Below are 17392 nucleotides of genomic sequence, written 5' to 3' on the forward strand. Positions count from 1 at the left end.
CAAGCATGTCGCTGAGAAGTCCGCGGTCCAAAACAAGGGTCATGATGCGGCCTTGCGCCGGGCAAGCGAGACCGAGAAGATGCCCCATTCGTCGATGCGCTGCTCGAGCTTCTCGAAGCCGGCCGCCTCGACGAGTTGGTCCATCTCCGCCTGCGTGCGCCGGCGCATCACCCAGGCCTGACCTTGGCGGTGGCTGGTCAAAGCGCGGGCGATGAATTCGAGCTGCGGGTGCCAGGGCTGGCCGGTATAGATCAGATAGCCTCCTGCCGGGATGGCGGCGGCAAGCCCACCCAGCGACCATTTGATCAGGTTGTTGTCGGCAAACAGCTCATAAAGGCCAGAGACCAGGCCCAGAGTGGGCTTGGGCTCGATGCCGGCAAGGCTTGCGGCATCGAAGGCATCGCCCTTGACGAAGCGGGCGATGTCGGCGAGGCCCTTCTCGGCGATCAGCCGGCCACCCGCCTCGACGTTGATGTCGCTGTAGTCGCGCAGCAGGATCGAATCCGGCCGCGACACGCCTTCCGCTTCCAGGGCCTCGAGCACATAGCGGCCATGGCCGGCGGCAATATCGACGATGGAGACCGGTTTGCCTTCCGCCCGCAGCCGGGCGATGGCAATGCGCAGCAATTCCTCGACATGAAGCTTGCGCTGGCGGATGCCGCGCCAGCCGATGGCATCGAGATAGTTCCTGTCGGCCAGCCGCCCGAAAGCCGAACGCCCCGACGGCGTGTTGCGGTAGACATAATCGAGGGTTGAGCCGGAATCGAAGCCGGTCTCATGGCCAAGCTTGATGCCGTCCGAGATCAGCCCCGTCGCCTTCAGCCCGAGCCTGGTGCCCGCCCAGTAGAGTCCCTTCGGCGAGACGAGCGGCAAGGGCGAAGCGAGCCTGTCGGCCTCGTCGCGCGTGAAGCCCTGCCGATCGGCCTCGGTCAGGACCGTCCGCTCCAGCAGCGCCGCGAAGCGCTCGCTGAGGAAGCGCCGGACATGGCCTGTTGCCACCGCCCTGTCCTTCTCCCCCAGCGTATCATGATAGAAGCCGGGCAGCACATGCCGTTCCTTGATTGCCGATCCCAGATTTTCGTAGAAGCGGTGCTGGGGTCCGTGATGCACCACCCAGTCGGCGCCGGAGACGAGGAGTTGCGTCGGCACCGTGATGGCGCGGGCGTCTTCCACCACCCGCTGCGCGGCGTCGTAGAGCCCGAGCAGGATGCGCACCGAGATCGCCCTTGTGATCTTGGGATCGGCGTCGAAGGTCGCCTGACGCTCGTGATCATGGGTGAGGAACTTGGCCTTCACATAGGATTGGACGAAGAAATTCCCCTTGAAGGCCTGCCAGAGCTTCAGGCCCGGCCGGGCAAAGGGCACGTAGAGCTTCACCTTGAAGGCCGGCGAGGCGACCACCAGAGCGCGGATCTTGGGGGCATAGTCATGCACCCAGGCCGAGACGACGACGGCCCCGACGCTCTGAGCGATCACTGCGATATCGGCGGGCGCGAAGCCATGCGCAGTGCCGATATGGTCGATGAAGCTCTGCACGTCGCGTACCAAAGCACCGAAACTCGGGGCATCGCCGCGTTCGCCGGGCGAATCGCCGTGGCCACGAGCATCCCAGGCGAAGAACTCATAATCGGGCATCGCCAGCTCATCGGGCAGATGCGCCATGCGTCCCGAATGCTCATGCCCGCGATGGAACAGCACCACCGCGCCCTTGGCTGATCCGTTGACCGCCGGCCAATGGCGGTAGAACAGCTCGACGCCGTCATGGCTGCGGAAAAAACTGGTGTTGGAGGGACGCATCATGACTCCTGCAAGGCGCGCGCTTCGCGCAGGCCCTTATGCACACGATTGGCGATGGTCAGTGTGAGAAAAAGCACGGCAAGCGGCATGATCCAGCCAAACCAGCCGGGTAGCGGCAGGCCGAGGCCGATCCATAGGCCGAGTGCGCCGAACAGGAAGGCCCGGTCGCTCTTGCCGAGCGGGCCGTCATAACGCCGCGAGGCCCCCACCATCGGCCCCATCACACCGGCGAATTCGCTGATCACCGCGAGCACGATCACCGCCCCGGTCCAGAACGGGCCGAAGACCGGCAGGGTGGCAAAGGGCAGGATCAGCGCCGCATCGGAGACGACGTCGGCGATCTCGTTGAGATAGGCGCCGAGCTGGCTTTTCTGGCCGAATTCGCGCGCCAGCATGCCGTCGACCGCGTTGAGAGCCATGCGGATGGCGAGCCAGACCGGCAAGAGCAGGAAGAGAATGCGCAGGTCCGAAAGCCAGGTTACGCCGAAGCCGACGGCAAGTGAGCCCGCCGCCGCCGCCAGCGTCACCTGGTTTGCGGTGGTGCCCCGCTCGGCCAACCGCGTGACGCGCGGGCGCAAAAGGGCCTGAAAACGGGGCTTGAGGGCATAGAGACTCACGGGACTGTCCAGATTCGCGATGTAGCCAGCGATCATGGCTCAGTCGGCGAGCCTCGCGCAACCCGACGGATAGGCCGGCAGGTACTGGTGCATCGGATCTTCGGCATGCTTGACGGTGTCAAGGGGGGACAAGACGTCCGCCTCTCCGACCTGGCAAGCACGGCGCCACCATCGGAAACACCGATGGCGCTATCGGTTTCTTCCGTTTTCCCGGCCATCGCCGATCTGCGATCCCGATGTCAGTTCCATCGGAATCGAAAGGAAACGCATCATCATGGACCTTGGACAATCGAGAATTCTTATCGCCGGCGGCAGTTCCGGCATGGGTCTGGCGCTGGCGCGGCGCTGTCTCAATGCCGGCGCGCGTGTCAGCATCGCCGGGCGCAGCGAAGGCAGGCTGGCCCAGGCCCGTACGAGCCTAGGGGAATCCACCGCCCTCGACACCATCGCCGTCGACATCACGCAGGAACGGCAGGTCGCGTCGTTGTTCGAGCGGATCGGCCCGCTCGATCACATCGTCAGCACCGCCGCGGACATCGAGGGCGCCTATGAGCTTCTGCCGTCGCTCGATCTGAAGGCCGTCCAGAAGGCCGTGGAAAGCAAGGTCTACGGCCCCCTCCTCCTGGCCAAGCACGGTGCGGGCAAGCTTGCCCCGACCGGCTCCCTGACCTTCGTCTCCGGCATCGCGGCCTACCGTCCCCTGCCAAGGGGCGCGGCGGTCGCCGCCGTCAATGCCGCCTTGGAAGGGCTGGTCAAGGCCCTGGCGGTCGAGCTCGCGCCGCTAAGAGTCAACGCCGTCTCGCCGGGCTGGGTCGACACCCCGATCTGGACCTTCGTCGCCGGCGACAGGAAGGACGAGACCCTCGGTGCCATGGCCAGGAAATTGCCGGTCGGCCGGGTCGGCCGGCCCGAGGACATCGCCGATGCCCTCGCCTTCGTGATGGGCAACGGCTTCACGACGGGCTCGGTGCTGCATGTCGAAGGCGGGCATCGCCTGGTCTGAGCGTGTCGAGCCCAGTACTCGCCGAGGCCAGCAACTGCTTCAGGGCCGGCGGCTGCACCCGCCGCCGGCGCCAGATCATCACCAGATCCGCGGACTGGGCAGGCCCCGACCAGGGGAGTTCGGTCACCTCGCCCCGCTCCAATGCCTCGGCAACCGCCAGACGCGGCACCAGACCGAGCCCCGTTCCCGCTGCCACCAATCGGGCGATCGCACCGATGCTGCCGACTTCGGCAGCGAGCTTTGGCGCCGCAAGTCCCTCGGCGGCGAAAGCCACGTCGAACAAGTGACGGTAGACGCAGCCCGCCTCCGTCGCCACGAACCGCCTTGCGGCCAGAGCAGACAGCCCCTCGCCAACCGGCAGCGGCGGCTCGCCGGCCGGTGCGATCAGGATCAGCGGCTCCCTGGAAATGCTGCGCCTGGCAAAACGTTCGTCGGCCTCGCCCTTGTCGAAACAGAAGGCGACGTCCACCTCGCCATCTTCCAGCTTGCGCAGGAGGTCATTCGTGCCCGCCACCGACAAGCGAAGCGCGATTTCAGGATGGACCTGCCCGAAGCGCGAGAGCCAGGCCGGCAGGCGGGTCGCCGCAATCGTCTCCAGAGCGCCGATCGACACCGCTCCCCGCTCCCGGCCACTGGTCAAAGCCACGGCGCTGTGCGCCTCGTCCGTCAGCATCAGGATTTCTTCGGCAAAGGGCTGCAGCGCCGCCCCGGCCGCCGTCAACTGCAAGCCTGAGCGCGAACGCGTGAACAAGGGCGTGCCGAGTTCGGCTTCGAGCGCCTGGATCTGGTCGCTCACGCTCGACTGGGCCAGATGCACCGCCTCCGCCGCCCGCGTGACATTGCGATGACGGGTGACGGCAAGAAAGGTCTTGAGCAATCTGGGATGCATGGCGTTCACAAGAGCAAAGTACGAGTTCTCCGAACCGCACTTTTACTCCAACTGATTGTCTCGATGCATCTTTCCGATTCCAGATGATTCCGTGAAATCACAAAATGCTTCAGGCTCCGTCTCGATCCGGCAGAAACCCTAACATAGGCAGGGCCCCCTGTTGCCTGTCGGTTCAGCGGGCGAAAAGCCGGATACCAGAGGCTAGACAGAAAACGATACCGGACGCCAGTCCATAACTTGCCGACAACAAGATACCGTCGAGCTCGATGACTTTCGCAGGCTGACCGCGCAACAACCACGCATAGGCATACATCGTCGTCGGTCCCAACAACGTGCACCACAAACATAGCCTTGCGGCAGACAGTGCCTGCCAACGCCGCAGCCATACTGCCATCGGAACAACCAGAACCAAGGGCACAGCATAGGTGAAAGGCAGGCCGAACAGGAGAAAGGCGGCAAAAACACCGGCTATCTGCGAGCCCGGGATACCGTCGTGCCCACCGACCACAAGCTCAAGCGCGATGAACAGGAGGGGAAGACCGCCAGGAACTGTCCAGGGACTGATCATGCCTCCCAGCGCCAGGCTTCTCTCATGCCGCTTGCCGGCCTGCGTCATGACTAAGCTGCCCGCCCCGCCTGCCGCATCGCCTCGAATACCGTCTTGGCCTCGTCGGTATCCAGCATGGCGTGGACATCGAGGTCGAGGCGGCGGCGCCAATTGGGATATTCGCGATTGGTCCCCGGCACGTTGACCGGCTCTGCCTCCCCGGCGAGATCCTCGACCTGCGCGGCGACAAGCCCCGAGGAGGCAGAGGCCAGGAAGCCATGGATGGCGCCGACGAGCGCAGGCGTCAGTGTGCTCTCCTCGGTGCCGACGGCCTGCATTAGCGCCTGCCTGTCCTCGGCGCGTACCGCCTCGGCATCATCGGCAACGGGCCGGCCGAGCGAGCGCTCCAACGCGATGTCCGCGCCGCTCCACCAGCCGCGCAAAGTCGGCAGGTCATGCGTGGCGACGCAGGCCAGCGACGCGGCCGGATAGACGTCGGGGCGACGGAAGACCGCGCCGTCGCGCTCGAAGAACAGCACTCGGTAGGAATAGAGCTCGGCTTCGGCGAGCCGCTCGCGAAGACCTTCCGGCACAGTGCCGAGATCTTCGCCCACCACCATGCAGCGATGGCGCTGGCTCTCCTCGGCCAGCACCTCCAGCATGCCTTCGAGCGGATAGGTCAGATAGGCGCCCTCACTGGCCGGTGCGCCGTCGGGCACCACGAAGAGGCGCGTCAGCGCCATGACGTGGTCGATGCGGAGCGCTCCGGCATGGCGCATATTGGCGGCGAGCAGCTCGCGATAATGGGCAAAGCCGCTCTGGCGCAGAGCCACCGGATCAAGCGGCGGAATATGCCAGACCTGGCCGCTGGCCGAGAAGGGATCGGGTGGTGCCCCGGCCGAAACCCCCTTGAGGAAGGCCTCGGGCGCCGTCCAGACCTCGGCGCCATCGGGCGCAGCGCCGACGGCCAGGTCTCGGCAAAAGCCGATGGCAAGACCGTTGCGGCTGGCAGCGGCAAGCTGCTCCTCCGCCAGGAATTGCAGGTAGCCGGCGAAGTCGGCGGACTGCCTCAGTTCCGGGGACAAGGCCGCCGTCGACATCGTCGGGATAGCCGTCGAGCCGACCTGCTCTTCCAGCGCCTGGAACAGGGAGAAACGGGCCAAAGCCTCGCCTCCCGCGGCCTGGAAGGCTCGAAAGGTAGCCAGACGTGAAGGCCGTTCGGACAGGATGGCGAAGGCCTCCACCAGCGCAGCGCGCTTGTGGCGCCAGACCTCGGGCCAGTCGACCAGACGCCCAGTGGGCGGTGGGACCGTGAGCCGGCCTTCGAGCTCGGGCACGGCATCAAGGGCAATCAGGGCCGGATCGAGGAAGCGGCGGTCGGAGGGTTGATAGGGACTGGCCCGCTGCCGGTCGGACGGGAACATGGCATGGAAGGGATTGAGCGCGATCAGGCTGGCGCCTTTGCCGGCCGCGTCCTTCGCAAAGCTCTCCAGGGTACGGAAATCGCCGACACCCTGGTCTCCCTGCCGTCGCAGCGTATAGAGCTGGGCGGAAAGGCCGAAGCGCTTGCCGCCCTCGGCGAGCGCCGGCGGCAGATGGGCCCTGGCTTGCCCGTTCCCGATGGGAGCGCCGAGCGAGCGCAGATGGTTCAGGCTCTCGCGCGCCTGGGCGAGCGAATGGTGCGGCAGGCCCATGGCGGTGAGCAGAGCGCGCTTGGTGTCCTGGGAGACCAAAGTGTGGCGGCCGGAAACCTCCCACCATTCCGGCGCGATGCCCGCCGCCTTGGCCAGGAGTTCGATCACTTCTGGCGGTGCATCCCCGTCCCGCCGCGGCGCGCGGCCGGGCTCGGCGATGAACACGCCGACCGAGCGCGGCGCGAGTTCCATGATGTCGAAGGCACCGTAGAGCACCGGCGGTGCGAAGGCCTGATATTCGTCGCTGACATGCGCCAGCCGCCAAACTTGCCCGGGTGCAAGGTCGGGCAGGCGGGCATGAAGCGGTTCGGCGCCGGCATGGAACCAGATCAGCGCTTTCGTACCATCTGGCCCCGTCAGGGCCATGCCGAGGCTGCGCAAAGCCGGATTGCCCCATTCATTATCCTGCAAAGGCTGGCCGCTCGGCCCGAGCCAGGTCACGTCGGACTCCCCCTCAGCCCCGTTGTCGGGATAGGGCTTGCCGGTCAGGAACGTGTTCACTTTCACCAGGGGCAGCGACTTGCGCAGGCGCGTCAGGCTTGCGACGAACTGGATCAGCGAACGATCGGCATTGGCCCAATCGATCCAGGTAATCGCATTGTCCTGCGCATAGGCATTGTTGTTGCCGCGCTGGCTGCGGCCGAGCTCGTCGCCCATGGCGATCATTGGCGTGCCACGCGATAGCAGGAGGCTCGCCAGCATGGCCCGGACATGGCTGCGCCTGAGCGATACGATCTCCGGCGCCGTGCTCAGCCCTTCGGCGCCATTGTTCCAACTTATCTCGCCCGCATGCCCGTCGCGATTGCCTTCGCCATTGGCTTCGTTGTGCTTGCCGGCGAAGCTCACCGTATCGGCCAGTGTGAAGCCGTCATGGGCCGCGACGAAATTGATACTGTCGGTGGGGCGGCGACTGCCGGGATCGAACAGATCCGAGGAGCCGGCCAGGCGCGTCGCCAGTGTGCCGATGCCGCCATCGCCGCGCCAGAACCGCCGGACATCGTCGCGGTAGCGATCATTCCATTCCGCCCACCCTTGCGGAAATTGGCCGAGCTGATAGCCCCCGAGACCGATATCCCAGGGCTCGGCGATCATCAGCCGGTTGCTGAGGACGGGATCGGCCGCAATGGCGGCGAACAAGGGCGCCTCTCGATCGAAGCCATCAGGCCGGCGCCCCAGCACCGGGGCGAGATCGAAGCGAAAGCCGTCAAAGCCGCCAGCCTCGGCCCAATGCCTGAGGGCGGCGAGAGTGAGGCCGAGGCCCGGCTCGCGATCGAGCGCCAGCGTGTTTCCGCAGCCGGTATCGTTGGCGTAGAAGCGCGGATTGTCGGCAAGCCGGTAATAAGACCGATTGTCGAGCCCGCGCAACGAATGGGTGCCGCCACGCTCGTCGCTTTCGGACGTGTGGTTGTAGACGACATCGAGCAGCACTTCGAAACCGGCCTCGTGCAGCCGGTCCACCGTCTGCGCGATCTCGGCCATGCCGCCGGGAGCAAGGCGCGGATCGGGCGCCAGGAAGCAGGCGGGATTGTAGCCCCAGTAGTTCCTCAGTCCGAGCGGCTCGAGATGCCGCTCGTCTATGGCGGCGGCGAGCGGCATCAATTCGAGCGTGGTGATGCCGATTTCGGTGAAATGCGCGATCGCCGCCGGATGGGCCAGGGCCGCGACGGTGCCGCGCAGATCGGCCGGGATGCCGGGATGGGCCTGGCTGAAGCCCTTCACGTGGACTTCATAGATGATGCGGGTTTCGGGCTTCACGCCGGAAGGACGGGTCTTGTCCGGCACTATCCGCTCCAGCACGGCTTTCGGCATGATCGCGGCGGTGTCGGTCTCGTCAAGGACGAGATCGTCCACGCCCTGTGCTCCCTTCACCGGCAAGGCGGAGGTCATGCCCTCGGGCAGGACGAGTCTCGTCGCATGGGGATCGATCAGGAGGCGCGCCGGGTTGAAGCGCAGTCCTTCCTCCGGGCGCCAGGGACCGTGAGCCCGCAGCCCATAGAGCTGCCCCTCCGCGAGGCCGCCGATGCGGCCATGATGCACAGCACCGCTGCGGCCGGAGAGCACGATCCTCTGGCTCTCGGTACCGTCGGCATCGAACAGGCAAAGCTCGATCCGCTCGGCTTCGGCGGCGTGAACGGCGAAATTGACCTCTTCCCCGATCCAGCTCGCTCCAAGCGGAGCTTCCGTGCCGGGGTTCGCCATGCTTGAACGTGCCATACGGTCCTTGCCTCGATTGTCGAATGCCTGTCGTACTTTCCTGACATCTTGGACGATCAAAACGCAAAGGCTAGATGACAGGCCTCCGCTAAATTCTTGCCGTAGCGCCAGTTGCGCGTGGATCGAAGCCTGCCAATGTCCTTGCCGTGTGTTTTGCTATAGGAACATCCCGGCGCGATGGAGCGCCCTGAGGAAACCCATGGTTCGCGACAATGCCCACCCCGCCGGGGCCGAAGCCGTCCAGTTCACCTATGCGGATCCGACCTTTTCCAAGCCGAAACGCGCCCTGATCCGTGCCATCGAAAAGGTGACGGGGCAACCTCGGCTGAAGCGGCTCTATCTGGAGAACCAGCGCAACCCCGTGGCCGGCGAGACCTTCTTCGCCGCCGCGGTTCGCCAACTCCGGCTCGACGTCCAATTCGACAGAGCCCAACTCGACAAGATTCCGAAGACGGGCCCCTGCGTCATCGTGGCCAACCATCCTTATGGCGTTCTCGACGGCGTCACCATCGCCTGGTTGATCGGCCTCGTTCGCCAGGACTTCGTCATCCTCACCAACGCCGTGCTGCTGCATGCGCCGGAAACGCAGGCTTTTCTGCTCCCGGTCGATTTCGCGGAGACCGAGGAGGCGATGCAGACCAATCTGCGCACGAGGGCCGAAGCGCGCCGGCTGCTCGACCGCGGCGGTTGCGTGATCGTCTTCCCGGCCGGCGGCGTCTCGACCTCGCCCGACAAACTCGGCCGGCGTCCCGCCATGGATGCGCCCTGGCAGCCCTTCACGGTACAGCTTATCCAGCGCTCCAAGGCCACTGTGGTGCCGATCTTCTTCGGCGGCCAGAACAGCCGCCTCTTCCAGATCGCCAGCCACCTCAACCAAACCCTGCGCCTGTCGCTGATCTTCAAGGAGGTGCGCGATCGCATCGGCACGATCCTGCCGATCGCCATCGGCGATCCCATTGACGGGGCGGCCTTCGCGGACGCCAGCGATCGCAAGGCGGTCGCGATGGAGCTGATGCGCCGCACCTATGCCCTGGCGGGCCAGCTGACCGATGACCGCACCGCCAAGCGCATCGCCGCCGGTCTTCTCGAGCCGGTGGTGCTGGACCAGCCGAAGCTCTGCGCACCGCGAGGGTAGGACTACCTTCTCCCCTTGTGGGAGAAGGTAAATCACCCTCCTCAGGTCACCACGCTCGGCTCCGCCATGCCCGTCTTCTCGGCGATGCCGCTGAGCTGGCGCGCGACGGCGATGACATCGGCGAGGGCTGCCTGCGTCTCGATGCCGTGATGGGCGGGATCGGCTTCGTAGCGCTCGAGATAGACACGCAGCGTCGCGCCTTCCGTACCCGTCCCGGAGAGGCGGTAGACGATGCGCGAGCCGTTCTCGAACAGGACGCGTAGGCCCTGGTTCTTCGAATCCGAGCCGTCGACGGGATCGTGATAGGCGAAATCGTCGGCCGAAATGACCTTGAGCGCACCGAAGCTCTTGCCGGGCAGGCTGGGGATCTGCGAGCGGACTGCTTCCATCACCGCATTGGCGGTCTCTGTGGGCACGGCTTCATAGTCGTGGCGCGAATAATAGTTCCGCCCATATTTGGCCCAATGCTCGCGGACGATGTCGAGCGTGGGCTGGCGGCGCTTGGCCAGCAAGGTGAGCCAGAGCAGCACCGCCCACAGGCCATCCTTCTCGCGAACATGGTTCGAGCCGGTGCCGGCGCTTTCCTCGCCGCAGATGGTGACGCGGTCGGCATCGAGCAGGTTGCCGAAGAACTTCCAGCCGGTCGGCGTCTCGTAGATGCCCACCCCCATCGCCTTGGCGACCTGGTCCGCCGCAAGGCTCGTGGGCATCGAGCGGGCGATGCCGGAGATGCCCTTGGCATAGCCCGGCGCCAGATGAGCATGGGCGGCCAGGATGGCGAGGCTGTCCGAGGGCGTGACGAAGATGCCGCGGCCAATGATCAGGTTGCGGTCGCCGTCGCCATCGGAAGCCGCCCCGAAATCGGGGGCATTAGGCCCCATCATGAGATCGTAGAGATCCTTGGCGTTGACCGGGTTGGGGTCGGGATGATGGCCGCCAAAATCGGGTAGCGGCGTCGAGTTCACTACGCTACCCGGCGCTGCGCCAAGGAGATCCTCGATGATGCGGCGGGCATAGGGGCCGGTGATGGCCGACATCGCATCGAAGCGCATGGTAAAGCCGGACTTGAACAGCTCCCGGATGGCATCGAAGTCGAACAGCTTGCCCATCAGCTCGGCATAGTCGTCGACCGGATCGACGACCTCGACGACGGTGTCGCCGATCGCAGTCTCGCCAAGCTGGTCGATGTCGAGATCCGGCACATCCGCGATCTTGAACTCGCTGATCGACTTGGTGCGGGCAAAGACGGCGTCGGTGATCTTCTCGGGCGCCGGACCGCCATTGCCGATATTGTACTTGATGCCGAAATCCCCGTCCGGCCCGCCGGGATTGTGGGAGGCAGAAAGCACGATGCCGCCGAAGGCCCCATATTTACGGATGACGGCCGAGACGGCTGGAGTCGACATAAGGCCGCCCTGTCCCACCTTGATGCGGCCGAAGCCCGCCGCTGCCGCCATCTTGAGGATGGTCTGCACGACTTCGCGGTTGTAATAGCGCCCGTCGCCTCCCACGATCAATGTTTTGCCGGCAAATCCTTCCAAAGTGTCGAAAATCGATTGCACGAAATTCTCGACGTAATGCGGCTGCTGGAACACCGGCACCTTCTTGCGCAAGCCGGACGTACCGGGCTTCTGGCCATCGAAGGGTTGGGTCGGGACAGTGCGGATCATAGTGAGGTTCCGGTTCTGGTTTATACGAAGTTCGGTCGATCAAAGGCAAAGGCGCGATGCCCCTCACCTTACCTCTCCCCGTAAGAACGGGGCGAGGGGCGCCAAACGCAGCGTCTCGATACGAGACGTCTCGCCTGCTGGACAAGTCGCGACGTCGAAGTCCCCCTCGCCCCGTTTTCACGGGGAGAGGGTGAGGGTGAGGGGCAGCGCTACCCTTGAAAAGCTGCCGACAAGCCCCCCTCACTCCAAGAGCTCGCGATAAAGCTTGGCATAGCCGGCGGCCCTGAGATCCCAGGACTGGTCCAGCCCCATGCCGCGGCGCTGCATCGCCTGCCACACGGGCTTGTCGTTGTAGAGAGCGATAGCCCTGGAAATGGCGTCGCGCAGCATGTCCGGCGTGATCGGCTGGAACTGTACGCCCGTGGCGGCCTTGAGCGTCAATGCCGCATCGTTGGCATCGACGATGGTGTCGGAGAGCCCCCCGACACGCGCAACCACTGGAACGCAGCCATAGCGCAGGCCATAGAGCTGGGTGAGGCCACAGGGCTCGAAGCGGGACGGCACCAAGGTCATGTCCGAACCACCGAACATCAGATGCGAGAGCGCCTCGTCGAAGCCCAACACCGCGCCGACACGTCCCGGATGCTGGAGGCTGGCCTGGCGGAAGATGCCCTCCAATTCCCTGTCACCCGAACCGAGCAAAGCGAACCGCGCCCCCGAGGCGACCAGATGCGGCAGCGCCTCTGCGAGAATGTCGATGCCCTTCTGCCAGGTCAGGCGGCTGACCAGGCAGAACAGCGGGGAGTCGTCGTGATCGAGGCCGAAACGCTCTTCGAGCGCCTTGCGATTGCCCGCACGCTTGGCGAGGGATTTGGCGTCGTAATTGACAGCAAGATTCGGATCGGTCTGGGGATTCCAGACCCGTTCGTCGATGCCGTTGACGATACCGGAGAGCACGTCGGCGCGGCCGGCCAACAGGCCTTCCAGCCCCATGCCGGCTTCCGCCGTCTTGATCTCGGCAGCATAACGCGGCGAGACGGTGGTAATGCGGTCGGCAAAATGCAGCCCGGCCTTCAGGAAGCCGATCATGCCGTAATACTCGACGCCGTCCAGGGCGAAGGCCCGCTGCGGCAGGCCCAGGCTGCCGAGGATCGAGCGAGGATATTGGCCCTGGAAGGCAAGATTATGCACGGTGATCACCGATTTCGGCCTGACGGCCTCGGTGTAGTTGAGATAGGCCAGCGTCATCGCCGCCTGCCAGTCATGCACATGCACGATGTCGGGCCTGTAAGTCTTGACCAGCCCCTGGCAGATCTCGGCGGCGGCGCTCGACAGAGCGCAGTAGCGCTGGGGATTGTCGAGCCAGTCGCGCCCATCCGCGTCGACATAGGGATTTCCCGGCCGGTCGAACAGATGCGGCGCGTCCACGGCCAGAAGATCGAGCTCGCCGATCGACGCCCGCTTGATGGTCGTGCGACCGCCGAAGAAGCCCGGCAGCTTGGCCACCGTTTCCCATTTGTCGGCCGCGGCCATCACGGCCGGATAACCCGGGATCACGGTCGTCACCACCACGTCATGGCCCTTCAAGGCGGCAGGCAGCGCGCCGACGACGTCGGCGAGCCCCCCCGTCTTGACCAGCGGATGGATTTCGGACGCAACGGCAAGAACTTTGATCATCGAGAGACTTTGATCATCGAGAAATTTCGGTCATCGAAAAACTGGGCCTGTCTTCACAGGTTCAGCTTGTCGATCATGGGCTGGGTGATCAGGCAGATACCCTTGTCGGTCCGCCGGAAACGCTTGGCGTCGAGTATGGGATCCTCACCCACCACCAAGCCTTCCGGAATCACCACGCCGCGATCGATCACCACATTCTTGAGGTGGGCTGAGCGGCCGATCTCGACATAGGGCAGGATCACGGCGCTTTCGACACTGGAAAAGGAGTTGATGCGCACGCCGGTGTAAAGCAGCGAGTGCTTGCATAGTGCCCCGGAGACGACACAGCCGCCCGAGACCAGCGAGGAGATCGCCGTGCCACGCCGTCCTTCGGCGTCATGCACGAACTTAGCCGGCGGCGTAATTTCGGCGAAGGTCCAGATCGGCCATTCCTGGTCGTAAAGGTCGAGCGCCGGGACGACGTCGGTGAGGTCGATATTGGCTTCCCAATAGGCATCCACCGTGCCGACATCGCGCCAATAGGACTCCTTTTCGTGCTCGGAACGCACACAGCTCGCCGGGAAACGGTGCGCCACCGCCTTGCCGTTCTTGACGATGTGGGGAATGATGTCCTTGCCGAAGTCGCGGCTCGAATTGGGATCATTGGCATCCCGGTTCAGCTCCTCCGTCAGGAACTTCATCGAGAACACATAGATACCCATAGAGGCCAGAGCCATCTCCGGATTGCCGGGAATGCCGGGCGGATCCTTGGGTTTTTCGACAAAGGCGACGATGCGATCCTTTTCGTCGACATGCATGACGCCGAAGCCGGTGGCCTCCATGCGCGGCACTTCGAGGCAGCCGATGGTGACGTCGGCGTTCTGCTCGACATGCTGCTTGAGCATCAGCTCATAGTCCATCTTGTAGATGTGGTCACCCGCGAGGATGACCATATATTCGACCCCTGTACCGTCGATGATGTCCAGGTTCTGGTAGACCGCATCGGAGGTGCCTCGATACCACATGTCCTCCGAAATGCGCTGGCTGGCTGGCAGGATGTCGAAGCTTTCGTTGCGCTCCGGCCGCAAGAAGTTCCAGCCTCGACTGAGGTGGCGGATCAGCGAGTGAGCCTTGTATTGCGTGGCCACGCCGATCCGACGGATACCCGAATTGATCGCGTTCGAAAGGGCGAAATCGATGATGCGACTCTTACCTCCGAAATAGACCGCGGGCTTGGCGCGCCGGTCGGTCAGTTCCATCAGGCGGCTGCCGCGGCCTCCGGCCAGCACATAAGCCATGGCCGAACGTGCCAGCGGCCCACCCTTCGAATGCCTCGGTTCCGTCATACAGTTCCTCCCACTTGATAATCCCTGGCGCAAAGCGCGTTCCTGACTAAACGCTTTTTTTTGCTCCAACTCCCTGTTTCCTGGCCAATCCAACGGATTGGCCAGTGCGTCTTTGCGATTCTTGGCGATTCCGCCAAATCGCAAAACGCTTTGGACGCTGCTGCCTTCTTCTTCAGTCTCGGCCCTGTCGCGGCGTCGACTCTCCAAAGACATGCAACGCCAACTTCCCGGTCTAGTTCCCCGCCCATTCCAGCATGATGGCCGTCAGGGGCGGTAAATTGATCCGCGCAGCCGCCGATTTTCCCTTCCAATCGCTAGCATATGCATAGGCTCCACCGGCATTGCCGCGATTGAGCCCGAAATAACGCTCGGAGTCGGTATTGAGAATTTCCCACCACTGCCCCGCCAGCGGCAGGGGCAGCAGATAGTCGTCGCGCGCGACGGGCGTCAGATTGGCCACCACCACGATCGGCATCGCATCGGTGGCATAGCGCGCCCAGGCGAACACCGAGTTCGCATTATCGTCGACGACCATCCATTCGAAGCCATCACCTTCGCAATCACGCTGATGCAGTGCCGCGCGGCCGCAATAGAGATGGTTGAGGTCGCGGACGAGGTCGCTCAGCCCCTTGTGCGGGCCATATTGCATCAGGTCCCAGTCCAGCCCGACATTCTCGTTCCATTCGCGGCGCTGGCCGAAATCCTGTCCCATGAACAACAGCTTCTTGCCGGGATAGGCCCACATCAGCGCGTAGTAAGCCCGAAGGGTCGCGAATTTGTCGCCGTCCATACCGGACATCTTGTTGACGATGGAATTCTTGCCGTGGACCACTTCGTCATGCGAGAGCGGCAGCACGAAATTCTCGGCAAAGGCGTAGATGAGACCGAAGGTCAGATCGTCATGGTGATATTGGCGGTAGACCGGCTCTCGCTGCATGTAGCTGAGCGTGTCGTGCATGAAGCCCATGTTCCACTTGAAACCGAAGCCGAGCCCGCCATCATGCACCGGTTTCGACACGCCGGGCCAGGCGGTGGATTCCTCGGCGATGGTCATGACGCCGGGATGGGCCGCATAGACCTCCGTGTTCATGCGCTGCAGGAAGGCGATGGCATCGAGATTCTCGCGCCCGCCATGGATGTTGGGAAGCCATTCCCCGTCCCGGCGCGAATAATCGAGATAGAGCATGGAGGCGACGGCATCCACGCGCAGCGCGTCGATATGGTAGCGCTCCAGCCAGAACAGGGCGTTGGCGATCAGGAAATTGGCGACTTCGCGCCGGCCGAAATCGTAGATCGCCGTGTTCCAATCGGGATGAAAGCCGCGCCGTGGATCGGGATGTTCATAGAGCGCGCTGCCATCGAACCAGGCAAGGCCATGCGAGTCGGTCGGGAAATGCGCGGGCACCCAGTCGAGGATCACGCCGATCCCGGCGGCATGGGCACGGTCGACGAAACGGGCGAACCCCTCGGGCGAACCGAAACGGCTTGATGGCGCGAACATGCCCGTCGGCTGATAACCCCAGGAGGCATCGAGGGGATGCTCCGTCACCGGCAGCAATTCGATATGGGTGTAGCCCATGTGCACGGCATAGGCGATCAGTTCGTCGGCAAGCTGGTCGTAGCTGAGGAAGCGCTGTTGCTCGCCCCGCTTCCAGGAACCGAGATGCACCTCATAGATCGACATCGGCGCCCGCCTGGCATCGCGATGCGCACGCTCTTCGAGCCATTGCTGATCCGTCCAGACGAAAGGCTCCGATGAGACGACCCGCGAGGCCGTTCCCGGGCGTAATTCGCTGGCAAAGGCGAAGGGATCGCTCTTCAGCGGCAGCAGTGCACCGTTCGGCCCGATAATCTCGTATTTGTAGTAGGCGCCGACGCCGACGCCCGGCAGGAAGATTTCCCACACGCCAGTGTCAACGCGCTTACGCATGGGATGGCGGCGACCGTCCCAATCGTTGAAATCGCCGACGATCGATACCCGCCTGGCATGCGGCGCCCAAACGGCGAAATGCGCACCCTCCATATCGCCATGGCGCAGGGGGCGGGCACCGAGCTTGTCCCACAGCCGCAGATGCGTGCCTTCCGTCAGCAGATAGTCGTCGACCTGTCCCAGCAGCGGCCCGAAGCGATAGGGATCTTCGACCTCCCACTGCCCGCCAGCATTGACGGCACGCAAGCGATAGATCCCGACGCTGTCGGGCACCAGGCCTTCGAAGACGCCATCGCCATGCCGCCGCTCCAGGGCGACAGGCCCGACCAGATTGGGTGCAAGCACCGACAGCGTCTCGGCATTGGGGATGAAGGCACGAATGACCAGACCAGCCGGCGTCTCATGCGGACCGAGCACGGCGAATGGATCGGCATGGCGTCCCGCCGCGAGCGCCGCGACTTCCACGTCCGACAAACGCCAATCCGCTGTCTTGCCGCGGCTGGCCGGCCGCTTGGCCAAGGGCGCCGGCTTTACGGCTCTGGCGGTGGGAGCGTTCGTCTTCGTTGTTTTTGCCAAGCGCCGCGACCCCTTTTCGGACTGGATCGAAACGCCTGTCTTGCCGGGGATCAGGCGTCTTCCTGTGATCCTCTCGAACACAAGCTAGGGCTTTTGCTACACCGGTCAACGATTAAACGCAGCCTGCCCAAATGGGTTATGCCGGGAACCCCGCAAGGTGAAAAATTTGCTCGTTCCGCCTCAAAGCAATCCGTCGGCGGACTTCGTACAACCGCCGGCGCGGCTGCCTCAGGAAGGACCAGCCGATAATCCATAGGGAGATTTGACATCGTCGCGAACATGCGTTCTAGATATGGGATCGATCCCACAATGAAGCTG

At 64.1% G+C, this 17392-nt stretch carries 11 protein-coding genes; 2 read left to right on the forward strand and 9 right to left on the reverse strand.

What is annotated here, in order from left to right:
- Nucleotides 1–39: 39 nt before the first annotated feature.
- Both ACN6KF_RS13780 and ACN6KF_RS13785 read right to left on the reverse strand, forming a co-directional pair.
- The gene (locus ACN6KF_RS13780; RefSeq protein WP_434957375.1) at nt 40–1800 is read right to left on the reverse strand and encodes a bifunctional alpha/beta hydrolase/class I SAM-dependent methyltransferase; all 1761 of its coding nucleotides are present in this window, start codon (nt 1798–1800) and stop codon (nt 40–42) included.
- Nucleotides 1797–2414, reverse strand: a complete 618-nt coding sequence (locus ACN6KF_RS13785; protein WP_434957376.1) for a CDP-alcohol phosphatidyltransferase family protein — start codon at nt 2412–2414, stop codon at nt 1797–1799. Before ACN6KF_RS13785 ends, ACN6KF_RS13780 begins: the two co-directional genes overlap by 4 nt.
- A gap of 274 nt (nt 2415–2688) precedes the next feature.
- On the opposite strand from ACN6KF_RS13785, the gene ACN6KF_RS13790 reads away from it, so the two are divergent.
- Nucleotides 2689–3417 (forward strand): SDR family oxidoreductase, encoded by a 729-nt coding sequence (locus ACN6KF_RS13790; RefSeq protein ID WP_434957377.1) that lies wholly within the window; start codon nt 2689–2691, stop codon nt 3415–3417.
- On the opposite strand, the gene ACN6KF_RS13795 is transcribed toward ACN6KF_RS13790, so the two are convergent.
- The 3 genes from ACN6KF_RS13795 to glgX form a co-directional block, all read right to left on the reverse strand.
- Nucleotides 3368–4306, reverse strand: coding sequence for a LysR family transcriptional regulator (locus ACN6KF_RS13795; protein WP_434957378.1), 939 nt, complete (start codon nt 4304–4306; stop codon nt 3368–3370). The genes ACN6KF_RS13790 and ACN6KF_RS13795 overlap by 50 nt on opposite strands.
- A gap of 172 nt (nt 4307–4478) precedes the next feature.
- Entirely contained in the window at nt 4479–4922 is a 444-nt protein-coding gene (locus ACN6KF_RS13800) for a hypothetical protein (protein ID WP_434957379.1), read from the reverse strand.
- 2 nt (nt 4923–4924) lie between these two features.
- Nucleotides 4925–8761: a glycogen debranching protein GlgX gene (gene glgX / locus ACN6KF_RS13805; RefSeq protein ID WP_434957380.1), complete on the reverse strand. Its 3837-nt coding sequence runs from the start codon at nt 8759–8761 to the stop codon at nt 4925–4927.
- Nucleotides 8762–8960: 199 nt separating this feature from the next.
- Between glgX and ACN6KF_RS13810 the strand changes: the two genes are divergently transcribed.
- On the forward strand, nt 8961–9896 hold the full coding sequence (locus tag ACN6KF_RS13810; protein ID WP_434957381.1) for a lysophospholipid acyltransferase family protein: 936 nt from the start codon (nt 8961–8963) through the stop codon (nt 9894–9896).
- 41 nt (nt 9897–9937) lie between these two features.
- On the opposite strand, the gene ACN6KF_RS13815 is transcribed toward ACN6KF_RS13810, so the two are convergent.
- The 4 genes from ACN6KF_RS13815 to glgB all read right to left on the reverse strand — a co-directional run bounded on the left by ACN6KF_RS13815 (nt 9938) and on the right by glgB (nt 17074).
- Nucleotides 9938–11566 carry an alpha-D-glucose phosphate-specific phosphoglucomutase gene (locus tag ACN6KF_RS13815; protein ID WP_434957382.1) on the reverse strand — a complete coding sequence of 543 codons (1629 nt, stop codon included), beginning with the start codon at nt 11564–11566 and terminating at the stop codon, nt 9938–9940.
- 240 nt (nt 11567–11806) lie between these two features.
- Nucleotides 11807–13240, reverse strand: coding sequence for a glycogen synthase GlgA (gene glgA, locus ACN6KF_RS13820; RefSeq protein ID WP_434959674.1), 1434 nt, complete (start codon nt 13238–13240; stop codon nt 11807–11809).
- A gap of 56 nt (nt 13241–13296) precedes the next feature.
- A complete protein-coding gene (glgC, locus tag ACN6KF_RS13825; RefSeq protein WP_434957383.1) occupies nt 13297–14568 on the reverse strand; it encodes a glucose-1-phosphate adenylyltransferase in 1272 nt (423 codons plus the stop codon).
- A gap of 232 nt (nt 14569–14800) precedes the next feature.
- The gene (gene glgB / locus ACN6KF_RS13830) at nt 14801–17074 is read right to left on the reverse strand and encodes a 1,4-alpha-glucan branching protein GlgB (protein ID WP_434957384.1); all 2274 of its coding nucleotides are present in this window, start codon (nt 17072–17074) and stop codon (nt 14801–14803) included.
- Between the last annotated feature and the right edge of the window lie 318 nt (nt 17075–17392).

Origin of the sequence: Labrys methylaminiphilus subsp. lupini, from assembly GCF_051161885.1 — a bacterium.
Classification (GTDB): Bacteria; Pseudomonadota; Alphaproteobacteria; order Rhizobiales; family Labraceae; genus Labrys.

Bases quoted from the DNA above. Each gene is read 5' to 3' on its own strand.
- ACN6KF_RS13795 (WP_434957378.1), bottom strand. From the start codon at position 4,306: ATGCATCCCAGATTGCTCAAGACCTTTCTTGCCGTCACCCGTCATCGC.
- ACN6KF_RS13800 (WP_434957379.1), bottom strand. From the start codon at position 4,922: ATGACGCAGGCCGGCAAGCGGCATGAGAGAAGCCTGGCGCTGGGAGGC.
- glgX (WP_434957380.1), bottom strand. From the start codon at position 8,761: ATGGCACGTTCAAGCATGGCGAACCCCGGCACGGAAGCTCCGCTTGGA.
- glgC (WP_434957383.1), bottom strand. From the start codon at position 14,568: ATGACGGAACCGAGGCATTCGAAGGGTGGGCCGCTGGCACGTTCGGCC.
- ACN6KF_RS13810 (WP_434957381.1), top strand. From the start codon at position 8,961: ATGGTTCGCGACAATGCCCACCCCGCCGGGGCCGAAGCCGTCCAGTTC.
- ACN6KF_RS13780 (WP_434957375.1), bottom strand. From the start codon at position 1,800: ATGATGCGTCCCTCCAACACCAGTTTTTTCCGCAGCCATGACGGCGTC.
- ACN6KF_RS13815 (WP_434957382.1), bottom strand. From the start codon at position 11,566: ATGATCCGCACTGTCCCGACCCAACCCTTCGATGGCCAGAAGCCCGGT.
- ACN6KF_RS13790 (WP_434957377.1), top strand. From the start codon at position 2,689: ATGGACCTTGGACAATCGAGAATTCTTATCGCCGGCGGCAGTTCCGGC.